This is a genomic window from Acinetobacter sp. AG1 (assembly GCF_001005525.1).
GTDB classification, from domain to species: Bacteria; Pseudomonadota; Gammaproteobacteria; order Pseudomonadales; family Moraxellaceae; genus Acinetobacter; species Acinetobacter modestus.
In genome coordinates, this window is sequence record NZ_LBMZ01000113.1 from 30,171 (window position 1) to 55,595 (window position 25,425).

Here is a 25,425-nt window from a genome sequence, read left to right on the forward strand (position 1 = left end):
CGCTTAACCTAGTATTCGAAAGCCCTTTCGAGCTTTCGAAGGTTGATCCGTGAACCAAACTTAACTAAAGGTAAACTTAGTAAGTTTGAGTCGCTTTGAAGCTCTCAATACCTGATTTGATTGCTGCTTCGATGTCTTTGTTATAATCACCAGTTTCATCGATCTGTTGCATTAACGCAGCATATTCAGAACGGAAGTAAGAAATTAACGCAGTATCAAAGTCTACGATTTTCTTCACTTCTACGTCAGCCATATAGCCTTCGTTAGATGCATAAACAGAAACAGCTTGGTCAGCAATTGAGTAAGGAGCATATTGTTTCTGCTTCATTAACTCAGTTACACGTTGACCATGCTCAAGTTGCTTACGAGTTGCTTCATCAAGATCAGAAGCGAACTGAGCAAACGCAGCCAATTCACGGTATTGTGCTAAAGCAGTACGGATACCACCAGACAATTTTTTGATGATCTTAGTTTGAGCAGAACCACCAACACGCGATACAGAGATACCCGCGTTCACAGCAGGACGAATACCTGCGTTGAATAATGATGTTTCTAAGAAGATCTGACCATCAGTAATCGAAATTACGTTCGTTGGTACGAATGCAGATACGTCACCCGCTTGAGTTTCAATGATCGGTAACGCAGTTAAAGAACCAGTTTGACCAGTTACTGCACCGTTCGTGAACTTCTCAACATAGTCAGCTGAAACGCGCGAAGCACGCTCAAGAAGACGTGAGTGAAGATAGAATACGTCACCTGGATACGCTTCACGACCTGGTGGACGACGTAATAACAATGAAATTTGACGGTAAGCAACAGCTTGCTTAGACAAATCATCATAAATAATTAACGCATCTTCACCGCGGTCACGGAAGTATTCACCCATTGTACAACCAGAGTACGGAGCTAAATACTGCATTGCTGCAGGATCAGCTGCCGCAGCTGCGACAACAGTTGTATACGCCATAGCGCCAGTTTCTTCTAGCTTACGTACAACGTTTGCAATTGTTGATTGTTTTTGACCAATCGCAACGTATACACATTTAATACCAGAATTTTTCTGAGCGATGATCGCATCGATCGCCATTGCTGTTTTACCAGTTTGACGGTCACCAATAATCAACTCACGCTGACCACGACCTACAGGGATCATGGTATCAACTGATTTATAACCAGTTTGAACAGGTTCGTCGACAGACTGACGCCAAATTACACCTGGTGCTACTTTTTCAACAGCATCAGTTAATTTTGCATCAATTGGGCCTTTACCATCAATTGGGTTACCTAAAGCATCTACGACACGGCCTAGAAGTTCTGGACCAACCGGAACTTCTAATACACGACCTGTACAACGAGCTTTTTGACCTTCTTGCAGGCTTAGGTAGTTACCTAAAACAACGGCACCCACTGAATCCTGTTCTAGGTTCAGTGCCATACCAAATAAGCCGCCGTCGAATTCGATCATTTCACCGTACATTGCATCCGCAAGACCGTGAATACGCACGATACCGTCAGATACCATGACGATGGTACCTTCATTCTTCGCGGTCGCGCTGGTGTCCAGATCGCCGATACGCTGTTTAATGAGCGCACTGATCTCGGATGGATTCAGTTGTTGCATTGCGCTATTCCTCAATCTTTTTTAAGTTCAGTCTTTTTGCTATTACGCAAGAAGACGAGTCCGCATTTTTTCAAGCTTGTTAAGCGCAGAGTCATCTATCACTTGGTCGCCTGCATGAATCACAACACCTGCGATTAACGCTGGATTAACGCTAACAGTCACATGAACAGTTCTGTTAAAACGTTTTTCAAGCGCATGAGCTAAAATATGCTCTTGTGTCGCATCTAATGGAAAAGCAGATTCAATCTCTACTTCCAAAGTGTTGTTGTTCTGCGATTTAAGTAATTCGTATTCTGCTGCAATTTCAGGCAATAAAACTAAACGATCATTATCTGCAAGTAATGTCAAAAAGTTCGACACAGCTTGTGATTGATCTTCACCTAAAACTTTCGCAAAAAGACTTACCTGCTCCGCAGGAGTCAACTCAGGGCGATTTAAATAAGCGGAAAATGCTTCATCTTGCACCGCAGCACTGAGCAGTTGTAATGCATTTGACCAAGAGTCAGTTGCATTTTGCTCAGATGCATAAGCAAATGCTGCCTTAGCGTATGGGCGTGCCAACGTCAAGAGTTCAGCCATATTTCGCCTCGCTTAAAGTTTAGCAGCCAGCTGAGTCAGCATGGCATTATGAGCTTCTGCGTCAACTTGTTGGTTCAGAATTTTTTCTGCGCCAGCAACTGCCAAAGCAGCAACTTGTTGACGTAATTCTTCGCGAGCAGCATTGATGTCTTGATCAACAGTTTCTTTCGCCTGTTGACGAATACGCTCACCTTCAGCAGATGCTTGGGTACGCGCTTCTTCTACCAATTGTGCTGCACGACGGTTCGCTTGTTCGATCAATTGAGCCGCTTGTGCTTTTGCTGCGTCTAATTCTGCCTTAACTTGTGCTTGCGCATCAGCAAGGTCAGCTTTTGCTTTTTCAGCAGCATTTAAGCCATCAGCGATTTTACGCTGACGCTCACTAATCGCATTGATTAGTGGTGGCCAAACGAACTTCATGCAGAATGCGACAAAGAACGCAAATGCAATCGCTTGACCAATCAATGTGAGGTTGATATTCATTTCGCTATTCCTCAATATGTGGATTTAGGAATTAAGCTATTAACCTACAAATGGATTAGCGAAGATGAAGAACAAGCCAATACCAACACCGATCATAGGCACAGCATCAAGAAGACCCGCAATTAAGAACATACGAGTTTGAAGTTGTGGAGCCAATTCTGGTTGACGAGCAACAGCTTCTAAGAAGCGGCCACCTAAAAGACCGAAGCCAATCGCAGTACCTAAAGCACCAAAAGCGATCAAGATAGCAGATGCAATTGCAACTAGACCTAAAGTGAGTTCCATGAAAAATTCCTCAGAGGTTAGGTTATTACCAAATTAAACTAAAATTTAAGCCTAACCATCGATTGATAATTAGGCAATACCATTAATGCTTTTCGCTTGCCATGCTCAAGTAAACGATGGTCAGCATCATAAAGATGAATGCTTGCAACGTGATTACAAGAATGTGGAAAATAGCCCAAGGCACAGATAACGCCCATTGAATCCAGAACGGTAATAACGCGATTAAGATGAAGATTAACTCACCCGCATACATGTTACCGAACAGTCGTAGAGCCAACGAAACTGGTCGAGCAAGAAAAGTTACTAATTCCAAAATCAAGTTCACTGGAATCAATAACGCTTTTGCAACTGGGTTACTTGGGTTAAATGGGTTAAGTGCCAATTCACCGACGAAACCGCCGATCCCTTTTTCACGAATACTATAGAACAAGATCAGTGCAAATACAGACAATGACATACCAAGGGTAATGTTAGGATCTGTAGATGGAACAACCTTGAAATAAACGTGGTGAGGGTCCATACCAAACACGCTTGCGCCAATCTTTTGAGCTAGGAAAGGAATCCAGTCAACAGGAATCAAGTCCATTGCGTTCATGAGGAAAATCCACACGAAGATGGTCAATGATAAAGGAGCAATTAAACGCGATTTGCCGTGGAAAGTATCACGAACACTTGAGTCCACAAACTCGATAATCATTTCGATTGCAGATTGGAATTTAGTTGGAACGCCAGCATTTGCAGCTTTCGCAACTGTCCAAAATAACAAACAGAAAATAACACCAAGTCCGATAGACCAACCCATTGAATCCAAGTGAATTGCAGTGAACCCCATCGAATGAGCTTCTTCAGCAGTCTCAGCCAACTTCCATGTACCATCAGGCATTTTGCCATAGGTCATATTGGTCAAGTGATGCTTGATATACTCGGTCGAAGTAAGGGCATGTTCTTCAGCAGCCATAAATCACACCTGGTCAATGTCAATCATTAAAAAGAAGCGAAGCGAATTCTGCGAACTGCAATAATCTCACTCACACTTCCAAAAAATCTTAAATGTGTTTTAAACTCGTTTTTGTAGACGTGACACCCAAAATGGCGCGACCCACGACATCGTTTGAACGAGGATAAATCCACAAAACAACGCAACCGGTGACAGCGGTTTAACATTGCTCAAAATTAAAATAAAACCCACGATCACGATTGCAAACTTACCGAGCATCCCTCGATACATGTTCAGCATGACTTGTTTTGATGCTCTTGCGCCTGCCGTTCTAAACGACTGCCAAGCAAAATAACAATGTGCCAACCAACATACCAAAGCCCCAAGCGCAGCACTTAGAGCAGCAGTGGTGTCTTTCATCATCCATGCAAGCAAAGCTGCAACAGGAATCATACACGCTTGTAAGAAGACCAAAGCTTTTGCTAATCGTCGGTCAATCAAGCGACTAGTTTGGCTCATTTTTTATCCACTCACAACATAACTGCTTGACAAGTTTTATTGATGATCGTTTCGAATCGCAGGCATTATAGAGTTACACCCCTGAACATGCAATCTTTTCTCGACTTAAGTCTGTTTTTTTCGTTAGCATATTTTCTGACGATAGAGTCAACTCATTTTTATTTTTTTCATCATTTTTGAGTACTTAATACGCATTTATCGGTTTTTGAAGCCAATTTTTTCCATGCAGCAACAAAATTATCTTCACCACGCATACTTTCATCAACTGGTTGGAACACGACTGGATTTAGCTTTTGATATTGACCACTACTTGCTGATGTTTCAGCCAACAGGCACATTTGTGTTTTAGGGCGACTATCTTTTAAGAATTTAATTTGAGCTACTGTGGGTGCAATATGAGGATCATCAGTCAATGCTCCAGCAAATTTCAAATTGAGTGCTCTTTCTAAATATTGATAGGCATCATGATAAGACCAATAAGGTTTTGCTTTATTGGAACTTTCATATTGCTGTGAAACCTGCAGCATTTGTTGCGAAAACCCTTTTGCATTGGCCATGTATTTAGCTTTATTTTCTGGATATTGTTGTGAACGTAAAGTTGCAATAAAAAAAGCGATTCGCACTGCATTGTTTGGCTCTAACCAGACATGGCTATCTACAGTGTTTGCCAATGCAGCACCACGCAAACTACGCTGCGGCAAAATCGTTAAAATACCCGAATCTAAAAGTGCAATTGCTTTGGGGTTTTGATTAAGCAACTTATCTAAAGGTGCTTCATGTACTTTACCTAGCCACAATACCAGCGAAGCATCTTGAATCGCCTTACGATGAGCAGGTGTGAGTTGTACATCATGTCCTGTTTGATCGCCAAGTAACAGAACAGGCTCTTCTACACCTGCTGTAACCTCTTTAGCAATTAAATAAATTGGATGTGTTGAAACAACTAAACTTTGAGTCCATCCCCATGTACTTAACATTGAAAAGAAAACAAATACAATTAGGCGGGACATCACAACATTACTCAACTCAGCGAAGCGTGTTATAATATAACAAAAGTTAAAAAACACCTATGCCTTTTTTAGATTTGTCGCGCTCGCCTACTGAGGTTCAACTTATATAGATGGTTATATTGAATTGCATGTTATGATAATGAGTCTATTGCAATATCATAAAGGCGATGAGCGAATGAAAAGCAATAGATTCTACAAAAACAATGAGGTCTACCTATGAGTTCTTGTTCACATGAACATGACAATGCTTTACATGGTGTTCACGGTCATCACGATATTAAGGCTCGCATTGCTGAAGCAGAAATTTTGTGTACTGCAGTTGGCGCTCGCTTAACACCTTTACGTAAAGAAGTGCTTGAACTCATTCTAAATGCTTCTGCTCCAATGGGCGCTTACGACTTATTGGCTAAAATAAAAGGTCAAGCAGACCGCCCTGCTGCCCCACCTACAGTTTATCGAACTTTAGACTTCTTATTAGAAAAAGGTTTAATTCATCGACTGACCTCGATTAATGCCTATATTCCTTGTTGCCACCCACGTGAAGGACACCAAGCTGCTTTTCTGATTTGCACTGAATGTCATTCAGTGAAAGAGGCTTCAGCACAAGGATTAATTCAACAGCTCGATCAACTTGCTGCTTCTGACCAATTTGCTGCTCAACACAGCATTATTGAAATTTCTGGAAAATGTCATCAGTGCAACACACGCCAATGAGCACTCCACTGATTCAGTTGGAGAATATTTCTGTTCGACGTGACGAACGAGATATTTTAAGAAATATTGATTTTGCATTACAGGCAAAAGAAATTGTGACGCTAATTGGTCCAAATGGTGCAGGTAAATCAACTTTAATTAAAGTGCTGCTCGGCATCATGTCACCCAATAAAGGCAAGGTGCACTTTTCCAAGAAGTTAAAACTCGCTTACGTTCCACAGAAATTTAATCCGTCTGCCAGTCTTCCATTACGGGTTCAAGATTTACTGGATTTAGAAATTTGTGCCGCTGATTTACGCGAAGAAATTATCCGAGATACGGGCATTCAAAAATTACAAGCCTCTAAAGTACAACAACTCTCAGGTGGCGAACGACAACGGGTTTTATTGGCACGTGCACTACTGCGCCAACCCGACATCTTAGTGCTTGATGAACCCATGCAAGGTTTGGATATTCAATCCGAAGCTGAGCTTTACGACTATGTTAGAAGCCTACCTGAACGCTACGGTTGTGCGGTATTGATGGTTTCACATGATTTACAATGGGTAATGCAAGGCACTCATCGCGTCGTTTGTCTGAATAAACACATTTGTTGTAGTGGTTTACCTGAAAGTATTCAGCAGCATCCCGAATACCAAGCGATTTTTGGTACGCAACGAATGTTCTATCAGCATCATCACAATCATTGTGGACATAGCGATCATGTGGAACCCTGTTCTCATGATCCACGCCCACACATTCACCCTGAACCAAAGGTCTAAGCAATGATGGAATGGTTACAACTACTATTACCTGCTTGGATTATGGGGTCGCTGTTGGTATTTCTGACAGCACCTCTCGGCTGTCTAATGCTTTGGCGTAGAATGTCTTTTTTTGCTGACACCATGGCACATGGTACACTATTAGGCGTCGCTATTGCAGCCTTACTACATCTACCCTTTTGGTTAGGAGTCGCCTTTCTAGCTGCTATACTGGTTGGTATTTTATGGGTGCTGCATGACTCTCGCCTCCCTAATGATGCCCTACTCGCATTAAGTTCAGCGACATTACTGTGTTCTGGTTTATTATTAATTCAGCATATTCCGAGTTTACGTCCCGAATTATTAAGCTACTTATTTGGCGATCTTCTTAGTATTGAATGGTCTGATTTACCCATGTTTGCGGTCGTGATTGTGGGTTCACTTATCGTTTTGTATCGCTCATGGTCTGCACAAATTCAAATTGCAATTGATCCCGATATTGCAATGAGTGAAGGGGTGAGAGCCAATTGGCAACGCTTGATTTTCATGCTGTTATTGGCGCTATTTACGGTACTTGCGCTCCGTGCTGTCGGCTCACTCCTTATGGGTGCATTACTGGTGATTCCTGCACTAAGCGCACGCTTGCTTGCACACTCACCGAAACAAATGGTGATTTGGGCATTTTTACTGGCTCAATTGGGTGTAACCGTTGGCTTATGGTCTAGTGCGGCGTTAAATATTGCCACAGGTCTCAGTATCGTTTTATGTATGGCGCTTTGCTTCGCAGTTATTTTTGCAGTACAAAAATTCTTACCGAATTTTAAAACCAATTAAATGTTTCCAATCTTAGCATCCAATACTTGGATGCTATGTCGACTATTATTTTAACGATTACCAATATCGCAAAAATCGTCAAAAAATAAGCTATTAAGCACTGCTCATATCGGGCAAAATCATATTTTTGTATCATTTAAAAATAACGAACTAAGGAGAGCTTCATGACTGCTCAATCCGTCATTCTTCCATTACCTTCTGATCATGCCCGTTTTATTGTTTTGCGTTTAAAAGATTTAAGCATCTCTGAACTCAAACAGCAGATTGAAGCTCTGCTCTCAACCCGTGATCGTCTTATTACCCAACACCCTAACGATCAAATTAAAACAGCGATTGCCTTTGGTCCTGAGCTTTGGTCAAAGCTTTATTCTCAGACACCTAAAGACTTTAGACAGCTTGACCCTCAACAGGGAGCATTTGACATGCCTGTGGTACCCGCAGATGTGTTTATACACATTGCGAGTGCTCGTGCTGATATCTGCTTTGCGATCAGTCAAGCTTTCTTCAATGGTATTCAAAGCAAAGTTGATGTTTTAGATGAGCGTGCTTGCTTCCGTTTCTTTGATGGGCGCGATATGACAGGCTTTATTGATGGTACAGAAAATCCTCAATTTCCAGATGACCGTGCTGAAGCTGCCCTCCTTGCAGAAACAGCAGGCGCTTTTGCAGATGGCAGCTTTATTTTTGCACAGCGCTATATTCATGATTTAGCAAAATGGCAACAGCTCAAAGTCGATGCTCAAGAACATGTTTTTGGACGTACCAAACTTGAATCTATTGAACTTGATGATGACATCAAACCCCAAAATTCGCATGTCGCACGTACTGTAGTAGAAGATGAGGATGGCGAAGAAATGGAAATCTTGCGTCACAGTTTGCCTTATGGTGATGGTAAAGGTGAACAAGGTCTATTTTTTGTTGCCTATACCAACAATTTGAGCATTATTGATGCCATGTTAAAACGAATGTTTGGTACCACAGGTGATGGTATTCATGACCGTTTATTGCATTTCACTACTGCGATTGATGGGGCATATTATTTCGCACCAAGTGATGAATTACTCGAAGAAGTTATTGAATTATAAAATTTAGAATTGAAATGAATAAAATTTCTTCAATATAATAAAAAAACTTTGCAGCATAAATAGCATCCAACTCGATCTAATATGCTGCAAAGAGAATTATTTAAATCATAATCAGTTTAAAGAAAAAATATGAACAATACGCAATATTCAGAAAATGAAAGATTTGAAAAGCTCATTCTCCAGCTACAAGAGAAAATCAAAAAAAATCCTAAAGCCTATCAATTAAAAGTATTTATGCTGGCTATTTTAGGAAATTTATATATAGGAATCATGATTTTATTCTTATTAGCCCTCATTCCCTTATTACTGATGTCGATTCTATTTTTAAAAGCTTTTGCAATTAAACTCATTCTAATCGTTGGTTTTTTTATTTGGGTCATTTTACGATCTTTGTGGGTTAAGCAAATGCCACCTCAGGGTTATGCAATTACTGCTACAGATGCTCCTGAATTATTTGAGATTATTCATGAATTACAACAACAGCTCAATGCACCTGATTTTCATAAAGTACTTATCGTAGAAGACTTAAATGCTGGCGTTGTTCAAATCCCTCGTTTTCTGGGTTTAGGCTCTTCTCAAAATTATTTATTGTTAGGGTTGCCATTACTTAAGTCCTTAACCGTAGCGCAATTTACTGCGGTTCTAGCTCATGAATTTGGTCATCTCGCTAAAAATCATGCAAAATTTTCAAACTGGATTTATCGTCAACGTATTCGTTGGACGCAGTTAGTTGAGGTATTAGAACAGAACCAAAGTCGCGGAGACTTCTTATTTAGACCTTTTCTCAATCGCTTTGTCCCGTACTTTACGGCTTATTCTTTCCCTCTTGCACAGGCAAATGAATATGAAGCAGATGCCATCGCGGTTCAACTAACCTCTTCGCAATCTACAGCCGAGGCATTAACCACTGTGAGTATTATTAGCCAATATCTTGATGAAAAATATTGGACTGAAATTTATAAACATGCGGATGATATGCCACAACCAGTGATGACACCTTTCTTTAATCTCACCCATGCCCTGACACATGAATTAGAGAAAGAAAATACCGCAGCTTGGTTATCAGTGTCGATGCAACAAATGACAACGCATCTTGATACGCATCCATCATTACAAGATCGTTTAAAAGCAATCGGGGTAGTTCCTGAGTTTAGATATCCTTCTGCTGAACAACGTGCAGATCGCCTACTTGGCAAGCAACTCGAAAAAGTAACCGCCACTTTTGACCAAATATGGCAAAATAATATTTCGTCTTCATGGCAAGAAAGATACCAGTTCATTCAAGGTGGCAAACAGCGCCTTATCGAACTTGATCAAAAACAACAGACCGATGATTTGAATATTGATGAAGCATTTGAACGTGCTCAACTCACGCTATTTATTGCCAAACAAACAGAGCAAGCATGTCAACAATTGGCAGCACTTCATGAAAAAGCACCAGAACATGCTGAAATTTGTTTGGAATATGGCAGAGCATTATTAGAAAAAAATGATGATCAAGGTTGTGTCTACATGATTCGTGCCACAGAACTCAATGAATTCATGATGACAACTTGCTATGAAAGACTACGTGATTTTTATTGGCAACAAGGACAACCAGATCAAGCACAACATTATCACCACTTACTTGTAGAACGTCTTGAATTAGAGAGTCTTGCACAACAAGAGCGAAATCAACTTCACTTAAACAATAAGTTCACCCCACATGATTTAAGTTCAATCGAGTTACAACAGCTCACAGATGTTTTGAGTAAAATTAAGGATTTAAAGAAAGCATATTTCGTCAAAAAGAAAGTTGATTATTTGACATATTTACCTTGTTATGTCTTGGCATTTTCAACGACTCGTTGGTACCAATTCACCAATAAAAAGCGAATTGAGGATGTTTTACAACAAATTCAAAATAATATGCCATTAAATCAAGCCGTCTTAATTTTAAGTATTGAAGGTGATAATTATAAATTTGGTCGCAAAATGCGATGGATTAAAGGTTCTCGTATTCTTTAATTGATGACACAAGAGAAGAGGTGTTGTAAGCACAGCATCTCTAATCAATAAACTCGAAAGATTTATAGGAATATGTTAATTCAGCTGCAATGACTCTCCCCTTAAGCCGCTAAAATTTGCTATATTTGACGTTTTTCCGCGACATTTATTTCGGTAACTATGAATACGGCAATACAAGCAGCTCTTGATCATGCGGTGCAATCCCTTCAACAACAAGGGGTACTTCCTTCAGATTGGACAAACACGAGCCATTTAACCCGTACCAAAGACCGAAGTCACGGTGACTTCGCATCCAATATTGCCATGATCGGCTCTAAAGCTGCTGGTATGAAACCACGTGATCTAGCTGAAAAAATCTTAGCAGCACTGCCTGAAGTCGCTGATATTACAAAAGCAGAAATCGCAGGCCCTGGTTTTATTAACTTCTTTTTAAATGCAGACCAACGCTTCGCTGTACTTGATCAAATTCAAGCACAAAAAGACCAATATGGACGCAGCCAAGCCAATGCAGCTAAAAAAATCCAAGTCGAATTTGTTTCTGCAAACCCAACATCTAGTCTGCATGTGGGACATGGTCGTGGTGCAGCTTACGGCATGACTGTTGCGAATCTTTTAGAAGCAACAGGTGCACAAGTTGACCGTGAATACTATGTCAATGATGCAGGTCGCCAAATGGATATTTTGGCAACATCAACTTATTTACGTTATTTAGAATTGACTGGGCAAACGCTTGTTTTCCCTAAAAATGCCTATCAAGGCGACTATGTTAAAGAAATCGCACAAAGCATTATTGATAAAGATGGCGATGCATACGTTCGTCCAGTTGCTGACATTTACAATAATGTGCCTGAAGATGTTCAATATGCTGAAGAACTTGATGCCGAAGGCAATAAAGTTATTTTGTCTGGTGATAAAGAAAAACACATTGATGGCTTAATCGCCAATTCACAACAACAGTTAGGTGCGGGTTATCGCGTATTTCACCAAGCGGCTTTACATGCCATTTTGGATGATATCAAAGATGACCTTGCTGACTTTGGGGTGACTTTTGATGAATGGTTTAGCGAAGCTTCGCTAACCGAAAAAATTGATGAAGCACTTGCGACGCTTGATCAACGTGGCTTTCTCTATGAAAAAGACGGCAATATTTGGTTTAAATCAACTGAATTTGGCGATGAGAAAGACCGTGTGGTCAAACGTCGTAATGGTCAAACCACTTATTTTGCGTCTGACATTGCTTACCATTTGAATAAACTACAACGTGGTTATACTGACCTGATTGATATTTGGGGTTCAGATCACCACGGTTATATTTCACGTGTAAAAGCTGCAATTGATGCAATGGGTTACGACTCTAAAAAACTGACTGTTCTTTTAGTTCAGTTCGTGAGTTTATGGCGTGGTGGTGAGATGGTACAAATGTCATCTCGTTCAGGTCAATTCGTGACTTTACGTGATCTACGTAAAGAAGTCGGCAACGATGCGGCGCGTTTCTACTACGTGATGCGTAAATCTGAACAACACATTGATTTTGACTTAGACCTCGCCGTTTCACAAAGCAAAGACAATGCTGTGTATTACATCCAATATGCGCATGCGCGTGTAAACCGTATGGTAGATATTCGTGCACCTGAAAAGAATATTCCATTTGATCGCACTACTCTACAAAATTACGATGCAAAATTGCTGACTTTAGAGGCAGAGTTTGAAATATTAGCTAAGCTCGCAGCTTATCCAGATATTTTAGTACGTGCAGCCAATGCGTATGAACCGCATCAAATCGGTAACTATCTAAAAGAATTAGCTGCGTTGTTCCATGGTTGGTATAACTTGGATAATGTAAAAATTCTAGATGAAACAAATATCTTATTGTCACAGTCACGTTTATTACTTTCAATTAACGTACAGCAAGTTTTACGTAATGGCTTAGAGTTACTTGGTGTATCTGCTCCTGAAGCGATGTAATCAATACACACAGTTGCAATAAAAAGTTTGAATCTGAAATATTGTTGTTAACAACGTTATACAGATCTACTTTTAAACTTAGCCTATCATTGGTCGGCAATATCTTAAACAAAGCATTATTTTCAAACATAATGCTTTGTTTTTAACCAGATTCAAGTTACAAATAATCTAATAGGATCAAGAGGAATTTCAGGTGTTTGGAAAAACGCAACGTGGTGTATCTGAACGACCAAACAAGCCGAAAAAACCACTTATTCCAAAGTGGTTGGGAATGCTTGTCGCGATTCTTGCGATTCTATGTGTTGGTGTCATGCTCATGCTATGGCAACCATGGCAACCTGTTCCAGCAAAAAATCAGGTAACATCCGATCATTATCAAGAAGAAGATACCAACAAAGATTATCGTTTCTACGATTTGTTGCCACAACAACAAGTTACTCCTATTCCTGAACAAGCTGTACCTGAAACCAAACAACAAGGTAATGTCGTGATTATTGAATCACCAAAACCTGAAACCACGACAGAAGATCCAACAGCGATTACTTCGACTGAGCCAGCAGCGCCAGCTCAAGCAAGCTATATTTTACAAGTGCGTAGCTATCCTGACCCTGACAGTGCTGATGCACGTCGTGCAGAAATTATTTTGAATGGCTTATCTGCTGATGTCGTGAAAACTGCTGAAAATGGTCAAACATGGTATCGTGTGTTTTCTGGTCCTTATGATAGTCAAGATGCTGCTCTTGCTGCTCAGCAAACACTACAACATAGTGGTATTGATTCAATCGTCATTAAGCGCTAAACCATATCTAATAAAAAAAGGGGAACGATTGGTTCCCCTTTTTTATTTCCTTGAATGCTACGCACACTGAGAATGTAAACTTTTTTGCTCAGCGCGTTGAAATGCTGAACGTTGTTGCACACGTTGTACAAAAGCCTGAATATTGGGATATTTTCCATGTAAACGCTTCTGAATTGCAATCAATGGAAAAGCCATCTGAATATCTGCAAAAGAAAAATCTCCAGCAAAATAATCATGCTCACCTAAATATTGTTCAAGATATAGCATGTGTTCTTTGATGCGAGGACGAACAAATCCAGCTTTTACACCATCCGTTACTTTTTCAGCGATAGGTCGAATTACCCAAGGAACATGCTTGCTTACATTATTCATCACCAAAGTCATGACTAATAAAGGCATTAAAGAACCCTCAGCATAGTGCATCCAATACGAATATTGCCGCTGGTCTTTTGCTTGTTGTGGTTTAAATTTTTGCTGCCCATCATACTGCTGTTGCAAATAATCCAAAATAACAGCAGATTCTACAATAACCTCTTCATCATCAACCAAAATTGGTGCTTTTCCTAAAGGATGAATTTGTTTAAGACTCTCAGGGGCTGCATAACTGGACAATCTTTGATAATACTCAACTTGATAATCCATACCAAGTTCTTCTAATGCCCACAATATACGGAACGAACGTGAACATTGTAGGTAATGTAAGGTAATCATTTTTGTGCCTGCTTTTTTGCTGTGCAACTGCGATATGAATCCCTCTGACAGTTGCACTTAGAATTATGTTTTGCCCAAGCACAATAGCACTTTAGTCTTAAAGAATCACGGTCTCTATGTCTAAACTGCGTAACAAAGTTTTAGTAACTGGTGTTTTGCTACATACATTGAGAAGTTTTTCTTGTAAGTCTTGTGAAATAGGTTGTTTAAATATTACTCGACGTTCGATTCGTTCCTGTTGTTCACGATTGGTGTGAAAGTCCACCTCAACCGTAAATTCACCCAAATCAATTTCTTTATGCTGTGCATACATACGCAAGGTGATCATCGTACATGATGCCAAACTTGCAGTAAGAAAATCATAAGGTGCAGGTCCCGTATCATGTCCACCAAAAGATTCGGGTTTATCTGTTAGAAATTGGTGTGTTCCACTCGTTACTTCCCCTTTCCATGGTTCAGGTAAAGTTAGAACTTTTGCACTTGCGATAATACTCATTTCGATGCCCTCATTTGCTCAGGCAGTACGGGTGCTTCGAGACGCTTACCTTGATAATCAGGAATTTCACCAAAACGGGCATCATGATTGATCCAGTCTTCTCGTGCTTGTTGCAAATCTTGCATCGTACGCCCAACAAAATTCCACCACAGCAAAATTGGTGATTCAAACGGTTCGCCACCGATGAGTAACACACGATGACCTTCTGTCAGCTCAACTTCGATTTCAGTCAAGCCTGTTTCCAAGATCACCATATTATCAGCATTTAACTCATGTCCATTAACACGAGCAACACCCTCTAATGCCATAAAAGCATATTCAAATTTTGGATTCAGCGGAATACGGGTTTTCGTATTGGCTTGCGCAGTGAGGTCTACACCGACCAAAGGCGTATGTACTTGAACTGGTGAGGTTGTTTCCAAGAAATCACCGACCAACACGGTAAACTCAACCTGATCCTTACTCACCACAGGCAATTCTGGATAGTGCTCAAATTTAGGATCTATGTTGAGCTTATCATCTGGCAAAGCAATCCAGAGCTGCGCCGCATGCATTTTCGTTTCACTATCTGGCGCAACTTCGGTATGTGAAATTCCTCGCCCTGCAGTCATCAAGTTCACTTGCTTTGGACGAATCAGTTGTTTTGAACCAAGGCTATCGGTGTGCATCATGGTGCCTTCAATCATCCATGTAAAAGTCTGCAAACCAATATGTGGATGTGGCCCTACATCCAAACCATCTCCAGCAGGAAAACTCACTGGCCCTGCATGATCCAGAAAACACCATGCCCCCACCAAACGTTTTTGGCGGCTAGGTAAGGCACGTTTAATGATTGTCCCCTTGCCAATCTCAGCTGAGCGAATGGTGAATTCTTGGATAAATTGATTGATATAAGTTTCACAATCTTTTGAATCAGAAATATCGTAATCGTTATTATTACTCATGATATTACTCTCTTTTACCTATGCTGTTGCAATGAGTTGTTTTATTGATCTTAACAATATCAACAGTATTCAATATAGTCTTTTGGTAATACGCAGAGTGCTATGCATGAGACAATCTGTATTGTTATTCAACAGCCTGATATATCACTGTGGTGGCATTTCCACAATAAAGCTTGTTAAGCGTCGAACAACAGGCAAAAACATGAGCACGACAGGATAGGCAATCAACCATGAAAACAGCCATGTTGACAGCAACTTCGTTGCGAATCCATCTATTAACCCAACATTCATTAGTAAGTTCACCAATGATAATGTTGCGCTCATCAGCCCTGATAATAATAATGGCATAATCCAAGCAGCGTATCTTGCAGGTAATTTAGTAAAGGACATCTTCTTTGTTTGTTGCATGCCATTTGCCCCCATACTCATTCAGCCTGTTTCTTTACATGTTGCTTTAGATTCTTCATAAATTGACCGAACTGCGGCAAGAATTCTCCGAATAGTGGATGATCTTTATTTTCTAGCATCACTTCGCTGAAAAGTTTTAAACCCACCGCAAAAGCTTTCGTAGTTTGATCATCAAAAAATTTAGCACTATTTAAACGTTCAACGATCTGAAAAATATCATCATGATTTCCAGTATAAAACTCTAAACGTTCGGTATAAGTTGACGCTTGCCCTTTCGCATCTTTTAAATGTTGTACGGTGACATGGTATTGATGTTGTTTCATCATTTGCTCCAATCAATTTTTAATTAAGGATTTTCTTTGATTTCGATCTGCATCAAATCAATTTGAAATTGGGTAAATACGGCTTCTAAGGACTGTAAAAATCGTGCTTGTTTTGCTGTGGTTAAATCGGCACAGCGAATTTGTAGTAATTGATTTTTAGAAACTCGCGGAAGACTAAATTTCGTTTCAGCACGATGGAATTGATAACTCACCAACACCCCTGCCAAAACGAGATCACTCACCACACGATAGACGGTTGCCAAATTTAGCTGCTGTTTTTGCAGATTCAAATTTTGGTAAATTTGCTTCACAGTAAGATCTTCCGACTGCTGCGCCAATAATGACAAAACAGCCATACGTGGATGCGTTACTCTCAATCCAGCCTGTTTAATTTTCTGTTGTAGCACTAACATCTTTTGCTCCCAACTTATAAACGTCCAATCGCAATGGCGGCTTGATCAATCTTTTCAGCAATTTGATAAATTTGTTCTTGCTGTAGATCCGCAATATTGAGTTTTAATCGTAATGCTGTTTTTAGATTTTCCATTGCTCGATGGATCTCTATCAGTTGATCGTTGTTATGGATTTCACGTCTAATGCGTAGTTTTTCCAATAAAGCTGTCAACATTTCCTGCTGATCTTTCAGATACGTTTCGCCATATTCAGTGACTTGGTATTGTTTACGCTCGGCATCGAGCAAAGAAATACAGTTCATTTCTTCTAAACTGGTGAGAGTTGGGTAAATTGTCCCTGCACTTGGTGTATAGCCATCACCAACAAGATCACTAATTTCTTTAATAATTTCATAACCATGTTTGGGATTTTGCTGAATCAAATGCAGCACTAACAATTTCATTCGCCCTGATTCAAATAAGCGACCGCGGCGACCTGAACGGTGATGCTCTCGATGATGTTTATCATGTTCATTTTCACGATGATCTGATTGATGTCTCATCTTTATTTTTCTCATACTGATTAACTTACGATTATTAAGATATATCTTAATTAATCTTATAGCAAGTTAAGATATATCTTTAAATTTTATAATTTTGATATTTAATGATTTATTAATTTTTTATAGAGAAATTTTATAAAGTTAAGTAATAAAAAAGAGCGATTGAGTGCTATTTTTTACTGGTAATAGCTGTCAGATATGTTTACAAAACAATCAAGTTGTTTCAAATGCATCCTTCCTATGCCTTATAGAATGTTGATGTAATTGCTAACAATTTAAAAAATTAAACTTTTTAAGATTAATTTCGCATAACGCCCATGATGTTAAATAAGAAATTAGATAATATTTTTAATATGGACATGTAGGCAAAAATTTATTCGACTTTTAAAGTAATGAATTGGGTCATGTTATAGTTAATGGTAATTGTAAACTAACAAAGCGGTAATTTTCATAATGATTTTACTTCTTGATATTGATGGAGTTTTGGAAACTTCTTCTTGGAAAAAACCAGAGTTCCTAGAAGACAAATTCTATAAATTCAATGAAAGATCTCTCAAAAACCTCATTGAAATTATTGACAAAATAAATCCTGAAATCATTTTGACCACTACTCACAGAGTTAATTACAACTTAATGGAATGGAATCAAATTTTTGAATTAAGAGGTATACATGTTGGTAAAATATCTAAAATAAATGACGTAAAAAAAGCCATCGACATTAAGAAGAGAAATGTTGAAATTGAAGAATGGTTTTCAAATAATAGAACTGCTGAATTTTTAATTCTTGATGATGATAAAAGTTTAAATGAACTCACTGATAATTTAAAAAACCATTGGATACAAATAGACGCTATGCTTGGAATCACCGAATCAATAAAAAATCAAATATTGGAAAAAATAAATAATTTCAACTACCGCTAACATGGTATTGCCAAAGCGGGACTAAAGTGCAATTTTTTTATTGGCTAATGCTGTTTTGTATCTTTCTTAAAGTACTGACTAATAATTTGAAATTTAATTTCATATTACGGCTATGATGTTAAATGAAAGGATTCTCACTTTCCCATGGTTGGTTTTTAAAAATTACTTGACCATTTTCAATACAAAGAATCCATGTATAGAAATATTCTTCACCAAGCCCACGACATTCAAAATTTGATTCAGGGAATAGTGCTGATATTTTTTCTATTAGCTCTAAACAATAAATAGGATCAACATTTAGACCTTCTTCCTTACCATTATTAAAAGCATTAACTAGACTGCTATAAACATCTTCATGAATTCCATCATTAGCTAATATCTCTAAAATTTTATTCTTTTGGGATGAAAGATCAATTTTATCAAAATCAGTATATCTAACTTGTAATTCTGTGAAAAAACTCATGTTTCAAAACCTGTCCATTAATATTAGCAACAAATATACATGATAAAGATTAATTCAATTTTACATCATATTCCTTATACGAATTAAATCTAATATTTAAAAGTATTTTATAATAAAACAACAAAAAGGCCGACTTTTCTAAGTCGGCCTTTTTAATCTATTTTAGAACGTTCACTACCGCAAGCATCTTGCACTTCGTTTTAAAGCTTCACTTTAAAACTCGTTCATGGCGTAATTCATGCAAGAAGCTTCACTTCTTGAAATCCCTCTGCCGCGAGCATAGCTCTTAGAATAAAACTGGTATGAAGTGTTGCTTCATGAAGCCCCAGTTTTACTCCCACTCAATCGTTGCTGGTGGCTTAGATGACACGTCATAAACAACACGTGAAACATCTTTGATTTCATTCATGATACGCGTTGAGATTTTATCTACAAGATCATAAGGAAGATGTGCAAAACGCGCTGTCATAAAGTCAACCGTTTCAACCGCACGAAGCGCAATCACCCATGCATAACGACGACCATCACCGACAACACCCACTGATTTTACAGGCTGGAATACTGCAAATGCTTGCGCAGTTTTGTCGTACCAACCACTTGCACGAAGCTCTTGCATAAAGATGTCATCCGCAAGACGAAGAATATCCGCATATTCTTTTTTCACTTCACCCAAGATACGCACGCCTAAACCTGGGCCTGGGAATGGGTGGCGATAAAGCATTTCATGTGGTAAACCTAAAGTTGTACCTAAACGACGTACTTCATCTTTAAACAAATCGCGAATCGGCTCAACCAATTCAAAAGCTAAGTCATCAGGTAAACCACCTACGTTATGGTGTGATTTAATCACATGTGCTTTACCATTTTTGGTTGCAGCAGATTCGATCACGTCTGGGTAAATCGTACCTTGAGCCAGGAAGTTCACGCCATCAAGTTTACGAGCTTCTTCAGCAAATACTTCGATGAATTCACGACCAATAATTTTACGTTTCTTCTCAGGATCAACTTCACCCGCTAACGCCGTTAAGAAACGCTGTTCAGCATCGGCACGAATCACACGGATACCCATGTTTTTCGCGAACATGTCCATTACTTGCTCACCTTCGTTTAAACGAAGTAAGCCATTGTCTACAAATACACATGTTAATTGATCGCCAATTGCTTTATGAAGCAATGCAGCAACAACCGAAGAATCCACACCACCAGAAAGACCTAACAGAACTTTTTGATCGCCAATTTGCTCACGCAATTGTTCAACACGCAAGTCGATGATGTTTTCAGAATTCCAGAGATTACGGCATCCACAAATCCCATGCACAAAGTTCGATAATAACTCTGCGCCTTTCGCTGTATGGGTCACTTCAGGGTGGAATTGAACACCATAGAAACGACGTGCTTCATCACTTACCGCGGCAAATGGACAGCTTGGTGTGCTTGCAGTAACAGAGAAACCTTCAGGAATCACACTGACTTTATCGCCATGACTCATCCAAACATTAAGCTTGTCGTCACCATCATTGAGATCACCCAACAATTGATCGCGAACCAATACATCAACAGCGGCATAACCAAATTCGTGAACTGTACCTGGCTCTACTTTACCACCAAGCTGTTCAGACATGGTTTGCAAGCCATAGCAAATACCCAATACCGGTACACCAAGTTCAAATACAACTTGTGGCGCACGTGGACTACCTTCTTCATGTACGCTCTCAGGGCCACCTGACAAAATAATCCCGTTCGGATTAAACGCACGAATGTCTTCTTCAGACATATCGAAAGCATACATTTCAGAATAAACACCCGCTTCACGTACGCGACGTGCAATCAGCTGGCTATATTGAGAGCCGAAATCCAAAATAAGGATACGATCTTCAGTAATTTGAGTATTGGTCGTCATGGCTAAACATTAAAGGCAAATGAATTAAGCGCCATATTCTAACATTTTTCACGCTTTGGCGCATCGCAATTCATCATCTATCTTATTTTTTAGCATGTATGATCAATTGCGACTGATATTTAAACTAAAATTCCCCAAGCACGTGTTGGAAAAGAGAATTAAATCAACAATTCTTGCTGATTCCGATCAACAAAAAGCAAAAATTGGTGCTAAGATGATGAGTCGAAAATAGGCATTACCACGGAAAGGTATGCTGTCGGCATCATCGTTTCCTTTTTGTGCGACTGCACTATCCTTGGAAAGAGGAAAATAAAAAGGTAACTAAAAGCCTAAAAGATATTGGCTCAGTCAATATTGTAAAATATTTCACTATCATCTATGGCTTGCCCTATCACGAGCAACAATTAGGACTTGAAGGACCAATAAAATAATGTTTCAAGAAATGATTGCGGATTTTCAACAGAATTTCTGGTTATATATTTCGATCCCATTTATTAGTGGCTTTATTGGCTATGTAACGAAAGTTATTGCCATTCAAATGATGTTTGCACCACTTGAATTTAAGGGACTAAGGTTATTTGGTCTTCCAATCGGATGGCAAGGCATCGTCCCGCGAAAAGCTGAAAAAATGGCGACCATAGCCGTTGAGTTGATGACCTCAAAGTTAATTCAGCCCCAAGAAATTTTTGCCAGACTTGATCCGAAAAGGATTGCTCAAGAAATTGAAAAACCATTAATGGCTGCTGCCGAAGACATTACCCGTGAAGTTGCACAACAATATCAACCGGGTTTATGGGAAGGTATGCCTGAGTTCGCACGAAAGAAATTAATTAAGCGAGTTCAAGCCAAAGCCCCTGAGATTGTTGAACATATCATGGGCGAAGTGCAAAAAGATGTGATCAAATACTTTGACATCAAACACATGGTGATTAGCAATCTCCTCAAAGATAAGCGTCTTCTCAACGAAATTTTCAAAAAAGTCGGCAAACAAGAATTTAAATTCTTTAGTAATGTCGGCTTTATTTTTGGTTTCGCCATTGGTGTAGTGCAAATGTTGTGTTGGGTGGTCACTCAAGGAAAATATCCTTGGATGCTGCCAATGTTTGGTGGCTTTGTCGGCTTTTTCAGTGACTGGATGGCTTTACAAATGATGTTTAGGCCATTGTACCCAAAGAAGATTTTGGGCTACACATGGCAAGGTTTGTTCATCAAGCGTCAAAATGAAGTTGCGGCAGACTATGCAGCGCTCATTTCTAAACAATTACTCACATCCCGTAATATGATGGAAGAGCTTTTCTCTGGAACCAATTCAGATAAAGTGATCGAACTCGTCAGTCGCCATGTGAAACAAGAAATTGATCTACAAGCAGGTATTGTTCGTCCATTGGTTGTTTATGCGATTGGTGGTGAAAAATATCAGAATTTAAAAGCTGAAGTTGCGGAACGCATTTTACAACAGCTCCCTGAAACAATGCGTTATGTAGAGTCTTATGCTGAAGATGCGATGAATGTCCGCAATACTTTGGTCGAAAGAATGCAGCAGTTAAGCCCTGAAGAATTTGAAGGTATGCTCCGCCCTGCATTTAAAGAAGATGAATGGTCATTAATTATTGTTGGTGCTGTATTAGGTTTCCTTGTAGGGGAAATGCAGATCCACTTTATGCTTTAAAAATATCATTAAAAAAGGAAGCTAAGGCTTCCTTTTTTTATGCTTCTTAATGTGAGTGCTTTTCTATTTTAATCACTTCAATGTCAGTGGGTTTATAGCGGTGGGTATCCACCTCTCCCATTAGCCGAACATGATCACCCACTTTCAAGCCTGCTTTACGCCAAATATCATCATCAACTTCAATGCCAATCGTGCCACTCTGATCTTTAAATTCGTAATGATCACTTCGCAAATGTTTCGTAATTTGGCCTGTTAAAGTAACACCCGTTTCATCAGCCAGTTGAGCAATCTGATTCACCGTTACCACATTTTTTGCTGCTTCTTGCACAAGCACATGATCATCTTTACCTGCCCAAGTTGATGTTGATAAGCCAATTAAAATCGCTATTCCACAAGGCATCAAGATTTGTTTCATTGAATACTTCCTCCAGCTCTTCTCTTTATTATTATCTAAACAGAGATAAGCCCTTGTTTCAGATTCTGTTTGTAATTAAGCATTAACTTTATGTGTATAAAAACCGATCCCCACTCATTGACATGGGGATTGTTTTAAATGGCTCATTATTTCTCAATCACATGATCTAAGCTCAAACGACCAGCACCATGCAACATTAAATAAAATAAACCACCAGACATAGCTAAGTTTTTCATAAAGTTGATTTGTTGCATTTGATCATCTGCGCCATGGAAAATGAATGCGGTAATGATGCTAAAGATACCTAAACCAAATGCAGCTAAACGGGCTTGAAAACCAAATAACAGCGCAAGTCCACCACCAAACTCAACCAAGATAGTTACTGGTAACAATGCGGCAGGCACACCCATCGATTCCATATAACCCGCTGTAGCGCCATAAGCACTGAGCTTGCCCCATCCTGCAATGATAAAAATATAGGCCATTAGGATCCGAGCAACAAGGGTAACGATATTTTCCACACCTGACTGCGTTACGATATTTTTTACGATAACATTTGGATTAAACATAATTGATTCCACACTGATTGTTTTTTAATATAGAAACAGTTTATGTGTGTTTTATTTTGCAATAAATATTATATTAGTTAATGCATCGTTCTATATTTGCAACAAACATCATTATTCCAGATCAAAATTAATCATGTCGCTACTCAATGAATGTTACCAATTAAATTGGTTTTTATACTGACATTCTATAGTTGCACTGCTAGGATCTAGCTCAAATTCATACTGTTAACAGCTTCATGGAACTTATTGATTTTATTCTGCACGTTGATGAACACCTTTTAGAATTTATTACCAATTATGGCGTATGGATTTATGCCATTTTATTTTTAATTATCTTCGTTGAAACAGGCCTCGTAGTGATGCCTTTTTTACCCGGAGATAGCTTATTATTTGCTGCGGGTGCACTAGCAGCATCAACTGGTGCGATGGATCCGTGGGTGCTCGGTATTTTATTATTTATTGCCGCAGTATTAGGTGATACCGTAAATTACCATATTGGGCGTTATATCGGCCCGCGTGTATTCGAAATGAATTCACGATTTATCAATCAACAACATTTACTTAAAACACAGCAGTTCTTCCAACGTCATGGCGGTAAAACTATTATTTTTGCCCGCTTTGTTCCGTTTGCACGTACCTTTGCACCATTTGTCGCAGGTGCAGGCAGTATGAATTATAAATTTTTCCTCACCTATAACGTAATTGGTGCTTTTTGTTGGATCGCATCATTTATTACGTTAGGTTATATCTTTGGTAATATGCCAATCGTTAAAGATAACTTCACCTATTTAATTTTTGGCATTATTATCATCAGTATCTTGCCGGGCGTTATTGGTTTTGTTCGGCAAAAACTAAATGAGCGTAAAGCTCAATAAATTAAAATAATCGAAAAATCATTGGCAACATACAAATCAGTAATAACATTGCCGACCCTTTATATAAATGGTCGGCTGTAATTCCATTAAAACTCCCAACCAGAAGTGCTCGTCCAAAGTACATCCAAAAAACACTTACAGGGATTAAAATCACACTAAAAATCGCAAAAACTAGCACTGCATTTTCAATCGAATTCCACGTTTCAACAGGAAAAATACCTGCCGCTAAAAGCACTGTTTTTGGGTTTTTTAAGGTGGCGCTAAATAATTTTGTCTTACGTATCTTCTGATGGCGTTGATCATATTTTTGCAAATGCGCACTTTTCCAAAGATGAAATGCCATCCAAAGTACTAATGCTAAACTCACCGTATGTAAAATCACATCTAAAGCTGGCCAAATCGGCTCAAAGAGATGAATAAATAATGCCCACAAACTTATGCCATATACATATCCCAACCATTCAATTGGAATGAAGATTATCGTCTTAAAAGCCCCTTGTTGATGAGTTGCACTGGCGAGCAATGCATTGGTTGGACCGGGTATTAATAACACCGCCAACATCGCCAAAACAAAAAACCAACTCTCAATCATAAACAGACCAGATGACAAAATATGCTCGCCACCTTAAACGAATTTGAAGCAAAAAAACAAATTTAGGGGAGAAAATTAGGCTATAAAAATTAGAGAAATGAATATAAATATTACTAAGATATTGTTTTATATATTTTTATCTTGAAACATCTTGCTAAAATTTAGTTATTTATCACTGTAATAAATTACAGTGATAAATGAATTTCAACTTATGATTTTGAACGTGGCTTGACCACAATTGCACAACCTTTGAACTGTGCAGCTTGCACAATTGCATCCTGCTGACCTAATAAGTTAGCAAGCTCGGTGTTCTTGGTATTCATCGACTGCCCCATATTTAATGAGATTGTTGGCGAAACTCCCCAACCACCGCCTCTTGCCCAACCACCACCAAGTCCAACACCGACACCAACCCCAGTACGCTTAGGTGTCTGCACACCATTATCGATGTACTGTTGAATACGATTATATTCAGCTTGCAACTGTTGGCAGTTTAAAGCTTGATACTGAGTTGGTGAAACATAAGACGGCTTAACCGTTGATGCGCAAGCACCTAATAACATACTGAGTGCTAACACAGGCATCCAATATAAGCGTTTCATAAGA

30 protein-coding genes are annotated in these 25,425 nt (G+C 39.1%); 10 read left to right on the forward strand and 20 right to left on the reverse strand.

All coding sequences use genetic code 11. The features are described 5' to 3' along the window. Positions 1-76: 76 nt before the first annotated feature. The 7 genes from atpA to AAV96_RS10410 form a co-directional block, all read right to left on the reverse strand. A complete protein-coding gene (gene atpA, locus AAV96_RS10380; protein WP_004665204.1) occupies positions 77-1,621 on the reverse strand; it encodes a F0F1 ATP synthase subunit alpha in 1,545 nt (514 codons plus the stop codon). Between the two features lie 42 nt (positions 1,622-1,663). Next, entirely contained in the window at positions 1,664-2,200 is a 537-nt protein-coding gene (locus AAV96_RS10385; RefSeq protein ID WP_004665206.1) for a F0F1 ATP synthase subunit delta, read from the reverse strand. Between the two features lie 12 nt (positions 2,201-2,212). Further along, on the reverse strand, positions 2,213-2,683 hold the full coding sequence (locus tag AAV96_RS10390; RefSeq protein ID WP_004665208.1) for a F0F1 ATP synthase subunit B: 471 nt from the start codon (positions 2,681-2,683) through the stop codon (positions 2,213-2,215). A gap of 39 nt (positions 2,684-2,722) precedes the next feature. After that, positions 2,723-2,968, reverse strand: coding sequence for a F0F1 ATP synthase subunit C (gene atpE / locus AAV96_RS10395; protein ID WP_000424060.1), 246 nt, complete (start codon positions 2,966-2,968; stop codon positions 2,723-2,725). An 82-nt stretch (positions 2,969-3,050) separates the two neighbouring features. Further along, positions 3,051-3,926 (reverse strand): F0F1 ATP synthase subunit A, encoded by an 876-nt coding sequence (atpB, locus tag AAV96_RS10400; protein ID WP_004665210.1) that lies wholly within the window; start codon positions 3,924-3,926, stop codon positions 3,051-3,053. Positions 3,927-4,025: 99 nt separating this feature from the next. Further along, positions 4,026-4,424, reverse strand: coding sequence for an ATP synthase subunit I (locus AAV96_RS10405; protein WP_004665211.1), 399 nt, complete (start codon positions 4,422-4,424; stop codon positions 4,026-4,028). A 170-nt stretch (positions 4,425-4,594) separates the two neighbouring features. Continuing rightward, positions 4,595-5,434, reverse strand: coding sequence for a metal ABC transporter substrate-binding protein (locus AAV96_RS10410; RefSeq protein WP_005218847.1), 840 nt, complete (start codon positions 5,432-5,434; stop codon positions 4,595-4,597). Between the two features lie 216 nt (positions 5,435-5,650). Between AAV96_RS10410 and AAV96_RS10415 the strand changes: the two genes are divergently transcribed. The 7 genes from AAV96_RS10415 to AAV96_RS10445 all read left to right on the forward strand — a co-directional run bounded on the left by AAV96_RS10415 (position 5,651) and on the right by AAV96_RS10445 (position 13,578). Next, the gene (locus AAV96_RS10415) at positions 5,651-6,148 is read left to right on the forward strand and encodes a transcriptional repressor (protein ID WP_004665215.1); all 498 of its coding nucleotides are present in this window, start codon (positions 5,651-5,653) and stop codon (positions 6,146-6,148) included. After that, positions 6,121-6,909: a zinc ABC transporter ATP-binding protein ZnuC gene (znuC, locus tag AAV96_RS10420; protein ID WP_046739262.1), complete on the forward strand. Its 789-nt coding sequence runs from the start codon at positions 6,121-6,123 to the stop codon at positions 6,907-6,909. Before AAV96_RS10415 ends, znuC begins: the two co-directional genes overlap by 28 nt. Positions 6,910-6,912: 3 nt before the next feature. Further along, positions 6,913-7,722 (forward strand): zinc ABC transporter permease subunit ZnuB, encoded by an 810-nt coding sequence (gene znuB, locus AAV96_RS10425; protein WP_046739263.1) that lies wholly within the window; start codon positions 6,913-6,915, stop codon positions 7,720-7,722. Between the two features lie 164 nt (positions 7,723-7,886). Next, positions 7,887-8,807, forward strand: coding sequence for a Dyp-type peroxidase (locus tag AAV96_RS10430; RefSeq protein ID WP_046739264.1), 921 nt, complete (start codon positions 7,887-7,889; stop codon positions 8,805-8,807). Positions 8,808-8,936: 129 nt separating this feature from the next. After that, positions 8,937-10,814, forward strand: coding sequence for a M48 family metallopeptidase (locus tag AAV96_RS10435; protein ID WP_046739265.1), 1,878 nt, complete (start codon positions 8,937-8,939; stop codon positions 10,812-10,814). A gap of 159 nt (positions 10,815-10,973) precedes the next feature. Beyond that, on the forward strand, positions 10,974-12,779 hold the full coding sequence (argS, locus tag AAV96_RS10440; protein WP_046739266.1) for an arginine--tRNA ligase: 1,806 nt from the start codon (positions 10,974-10,976) through the stop codon (positions 12,777-12,779). Positions 12,780-12,972: 193 nt separating this feature from the next. Then, positions 12,973-13,578, forward strand: coding sequence for an SPOR domain-containing protein (locus AAV96_RS10445; protein WP_046739267.1), 606 nt, complete (start codon positions 12,973-12,975; stop codon positions 13,576-13,578). A gap of 57 nt (positions 13,579-13,635) precedes the next feature. Here the strand turns inward: AAV96_RS10445 and AAV96_RS10450 are convergent, their stop codons facing one another. The 7 genes from AAV96_RS10450 to AAV96_RS10480 all read right to left on the reverse strand — a co-directional run bounded on the left by AAV96_RS10450 (position 13,636) and on the right by AAV96_RS10480 (position 17,415). After that, positions 13,636-14,289, reverse strand: coding sequence for a glutathione S-transferase family protein (locus AAV96_RS10450; RefSeq protein WP_004665228.1), 654 nt, complete (start codon positions 14,287-14,289; stop codon positions 13,636-13,638). A 97-nt stretch (positions 14,290-14,386) separates the two neighbouring features. Further along, a complete protein-coding gene (locus AAV96_RS10455) occupies positions 14,387-14,785 on the reverse strand; it encodes an OsmC family protein (protein WP_005218857.1) in 399 nt (132 codons plus the stop codon). After that, complete coding sequence (locus AAV96_RS10460) at positions 14,782-15,729, reverse strand: pirin family protein (protein WP_046739268.1); 948 nt, start codon at positions 15,727-15,729, stop codon at positions 14,782-14,784. Before AAV96_RS10460 ends, AAV96_RS10455 begins: the two co-directional genes overlap by 4 nt. A gap of 144 nt (positions 15,730-15,873) precedes the next feature. After that, positions 15,874-16,152, reverse strand: a complete 279-nt coding sequence (locus tag AAV96_RS10465) for a DUF2798 domain-containing protein (RefSeq protein WP_046739300.1) — start codon at positions 16,150-16,152, stop codon at positions 15,874-15,876. Between the two features lie 2 nt (positions 16,153-16,154). After that, the gene (locus AAV96_RS10470) at positions 16,155-16,460 is read right to left on the reverse strand and encodes a DUF3861 domain-containing protein (RefSeq protein ID WP_046739269.1); all 306 of its coding nucleotides are present in this window, start codon (positions 16,458-16,460) and stop codon (positions 16,155-16,157) included. Positions 16,461-16,483: 23 nt separating this feature from the next. Then, a complete protein-coding gene (locus AAV96_RS10475) occupies positions 16,484-16,873 on the reverse strand; it encodes a Fur family transcriptional regulator (protein WP_046739270.1) in 390 nt (129 codons plus the stop codon). Positions 16,874-16,887: 14 nt separating this feature from the next. Continuing rightward, positions 16,888-17,415: a PadR family transcriptional regulator gene (locus AAV96_RS10480; protein WP_005218862.1), complete on the reverse strand. Its 528-nt coding sequence runs from the start codon at positions 17,413-17,415 to the stop codon at positions 16,888-16,890. 453 nt (positions 17,416-17,868) lie between these two features. On the opposite strand from AAV96_RS10480, the gene AAV96_RS10485 reads away from it, so the two are divergent. After that, a complete protein-coding gene (locus tag AAV96_RS10485) occupies positions 17,869-18,336 on the forward strand; it encodes an HAD domain-containing protein (protein ID WP_046739271.1) in 468 nt (155 codons plus the stop codon). A 118-nt stretch (positions 18,337-18,454) separates the two neighbouring features. On the opposite strand, the gene AAV96_RS10490 is transcribed toward AAV96_RS10485, so the two are convergent. Then, a complete protein-coding gene (locus AAV96_RS10490) occupies positions 18,455-18,799 on the reverse strand; it encodes a hypothetical protein (protein ID WP_005218865.1) in 345 nt (114 codons plus the stop codon). A 331-nt stretch (positions 18,800-19,130) separates the two neighbouring features. Next, positions 19,131-20,699, reverse strand: coding sequence for a glutamine-hydrolyzing GMP synthase (guaA, locus tag AAV96_RS10495; RefSeq protein ID WP_004665243.1), 1,569 nt, complete (start codon positions 20,697-20,699; stop codon positions 19,131-19,133). 442 nt (positions 20,700-21,141) lie between these two features. On the opposite strand from guaA, the gene AAV96_RS10500 reads away from it, so the two are divergent. Continuing rightward, positions 21,142-22,368, forward strand: coding sequence for a DUF445 family protein (locus AAV96_RS10500; RefSeq protein WP_171062483.1), 1,227 nt, complete (start codon positions 21,142-21,144; stop codon positions 22,366-22,368). A gap of 46 nt (positions 22,369-22,414) precedes the next feature. Here AAV96_RS10500 and AAV96_RS10505 read toward each other — a convergent pair whose 3' ends face one another. Both AAV96_RS10505 and AAV96_RS10510 read right to left on the reverse strand, forming a co-directional pair. Next, positions 22,415-22,783, reverse strand: coding sequence for a NirD/YgiW/YdeI family stress tolerance protein (locus AAV96_RS10505; protein ID WP_046739272.1), 369 nt, complete (start codon positions 22,781-22,783; stop codon positions 22,415-22,417). Positions 22,784-22,929: 146 nt separating this feature from the next. Next, entirely contained in the window at positions 22,930-23,352 is a 423-nt protein-coding gene (locus AAV96_RS10510) for a DoxX family protein (protein ID WP_004665250.1), read from the reverse strand. Positions 23,353-23,588: 236 nt separating this feature from the next. Here AAV96_RS10510 and AAV96_RS10515 point away from each other — a divergent pair, with 236 nt between their 5' ends. Beyond that, positions 23,589-24,227, forward strand: a complete 639-nt coding sequence (locus AAV96_RS10515) for a DedA family protein (protein ID WP_004665252.1) — start codon at positions 23,589-23,591, stop codon at positions 24,225-24,227. 1 nt (position 24,228) lies between these two features. Here the strand turns inward: AAV96_RS10515 and AAV96_RS10520 are convergent, their stop codons facing one another. Together AAV96_RS10520 and AAV96_RS10525 are read right to left on the reverse strand one after the other, a co-directional pair. Then, entirely contained in the window at positions 24,229-24,819 is a 591-nt protein-coding gene (locus AAV96_RS10520) for a threonine transporter RhtB (protein WP_046739273.1), read from the reverse strand. A gap of 209 nt (positions 24,820-25,028) precedes the next feature. Then, complete coding sequence (locus tag AAV96_RS10525) at positions 25,029-25,421, reverse strand: hypothetical protein (RefSeq protein ID WP_046739274.1); 393 nt, start codon at positions 25,419-25,421, stop codon at positions 25,029-25,031. Positions 25,422-25,425: the final 4 nt, after the last annotated feature.

Excerpts from the sequence above, each read along its gene's own strand:
- argS (WP_046739266.1), top strand. The coding sequence starts at position 10,974 with ATGAATACGGCAATACAAGCAGCTCTTGATCATGCGGTGCAATCCCTT.
- AAV96_RS10510 (WP_004665250.1), bottom strand. The coding sequence starts at position 23,352 with ATGTTTAATCCAAATGTTATCGTAAAAAATATCGTAACGCAGTCAGGT.
- AAV96_RS10465 (WP_046739300.1), bottom strand. The coding sequence starts at position 16,152 with ATGGGGGCAAATGGCATGCAACAAACAAAGAAGATGTCCTTTACTAAA.
- AAV96_RS10415 (WP_004665215.1), top strand. The coding sequence starts at position 5,651 with ATGAGTTCTTGTTCACATGAACATGACAATGCTTTACATGGTGTTCAC.
- atpA (WP_004665204.1), bottom strand. The coding sequence starts at position 1,621 with ATGCAACAACTGAATCCATCCGAGATCAGTGCGCTCATTAAACAGCGT.
- AAV96_RS10515 (WP_004665252.1), top strand. The coding sequence starts at position 23,589 with ATGGAACTTATTGATTTTATTCTGCACGTTGATGAACACCTTTTAGAA.
- AAV96_RS10480 (WP_005218862.1), bottom strand. The coding sequence starts at position 17,415 with ATGAGACATCAATCAGATCATCGTGAAAATGAACATGATAAACATCAT.
- AAV96_RS10410 (WP_005218847.1), bottom strand. The coding sequence starts at position 5,434 with ATGTCCCGCCTAATTGTATTTGTTTTCTTTTCAATGTTAAGTACATGG.
- AAV96_RS10450 (WP_004665228.1), bottom strand. The coding sequence starts at position 14,289 with ATGATTACCTTACATTACCTACAATGTTCACGTTCGTTCCGTATATTG.
- znuB (WP_046739263.1), top strand. The coding sequence starts at position 6,913 with ATGATGGAATGGTTACAACTACTATTACCTGCTTGGATTATGGGGTCG.
- AAV96_RS10525 (WP_046739274.1), bottom strand. The coding sequence starts at position 25,421 with ATGAAACGCTTATATTGGATGCCTGTGTTAGCACTCAGTATGTTATTA.
- AAV96_RS10405 (WP_004665211.1), bottom strand. The coding sequence starts at position 4,424 with ATGAGCCAAACTAGTCGCTTGATTGACCGACGATTAGCAAAAGCTTTG.
- znuC (WP_046739262.1), top strand. The coding sequence starts at position 6,121 with ATGTCATCAGTGCAACACACGCCAATGAGCACTCCACTGATTCAGTTG.
- AAV96_RS10435 (WP_046739265.1), top strand. The coding sequence starts at position 8,937 with ATGAACAATACGCAATATTCAGAAAATGAAAGATTTGAAAAGCTCATT.
- AAV96_RS10475 (WP_046739270.1), bottom strand. The coding sequence starts at position 16,873 with ATGTTAGTGCTACAACAGAAAATTAAACAGGCTGGATTGAGAGTAACG.
- AAV96_RS10470 (WP_046739269.1), bottom strand. The coding sequence starts at position 16,460 with ATGAAACAACATCAATACCATGTCACCGTACAACATTTAAAAGATGCG.
- guaA (WP_004665243.1), bottom strand. The coding sequence starts at position 20,699 with ATGACGACCAATACTCAAATTACTGAAGATCGTATCCTTATTTTGGAT.
- AAV96_RS10505 (WP_046739272.1), bottom strand. The coding sequence starts at position 22,783 with ATGAAACAAATCTTGATGCCTTGTGGAATAGCGATTTTAATTGGCTTA.
- AAV96_RS10490 (WP_005218865.1), bottom strand. The coding sequence starts at position 18,799 with ATGAGTTTTTTCACAGAATTACAAGTTAGATATACTGATTTTGATAAA.
- AAV96_RS10485 (WP_046739271.1), top strand. The coding sequence starts at position 17,869 with ATGATTTTACTTCTTGATATTGATGGAGTTTTGGAAACTTCTTCTTGG.
- AAV96_RS10430 (WP_046739264.1), top strand. The coding sequence starts at position 7,887 with ATGACTGCTCAATCCGTCATTCTTCCATTACCTTCTGATCATGCCCGT.
- AAV96_RS10520 (WP_046739273.1), bottom strand. The coding sequence starts at position 24,819 with ATGATTGAGAGTTGGTTTTTTGTTTTGGCGATGTTGGCGGTGTTATTA.
- AAV96_RS10455 (WP_005218857.1), bottom strand. The coding sequence starts at position 14,785 with ATGAGTATTATCGCAAGTGCAAAAGTTCTAACTTTACCTGAACCATGG.
- AAV96_RS10460 (WP_046739268.1), bottom strand. The coding sequence starts at position 15,729 with ATGAGTAATAATAACGATTACGATATTTCTGATTCAAAAGATTGTGAA.
- AAV96_RS10390 (WP_004665208.1), bottom strand. The coding sequence starts at position 2,683 with ATGAATATCAACCTCACATTGATTGGTCAAGCGATTGCATTTGCGTTC.
- AAV96_RS10500 (WP_171062483.1), top strand. The coding sequence starts at position 21,142 with ATGATTGCGGATTTTCAACAGAATTTCTGGTTATATATTTCGATCCCA.
- atpE (WP_000424060.1), bottom strand. The coding sequence starts at position 2,968 with ATGGAACTCACTTTAGGTCTAGTTGCAATTGCATCTGCTATCTTGATC.
- AAV96_RS10385 (WP_004665206.1), bottom strand. The coding sequence starts at position 2,200 with ATGGCTGAACTCTTGACGTTGGCACGCCCATACGCTAAGGCAGCATTT.
- atpB (WP_004665210.1), bottom strand. The coding sequence starts at position 3,926 with ATGGCTGCTGAAGAACATGCCCTTACTTCGACCGAGTATATCAAGCAT.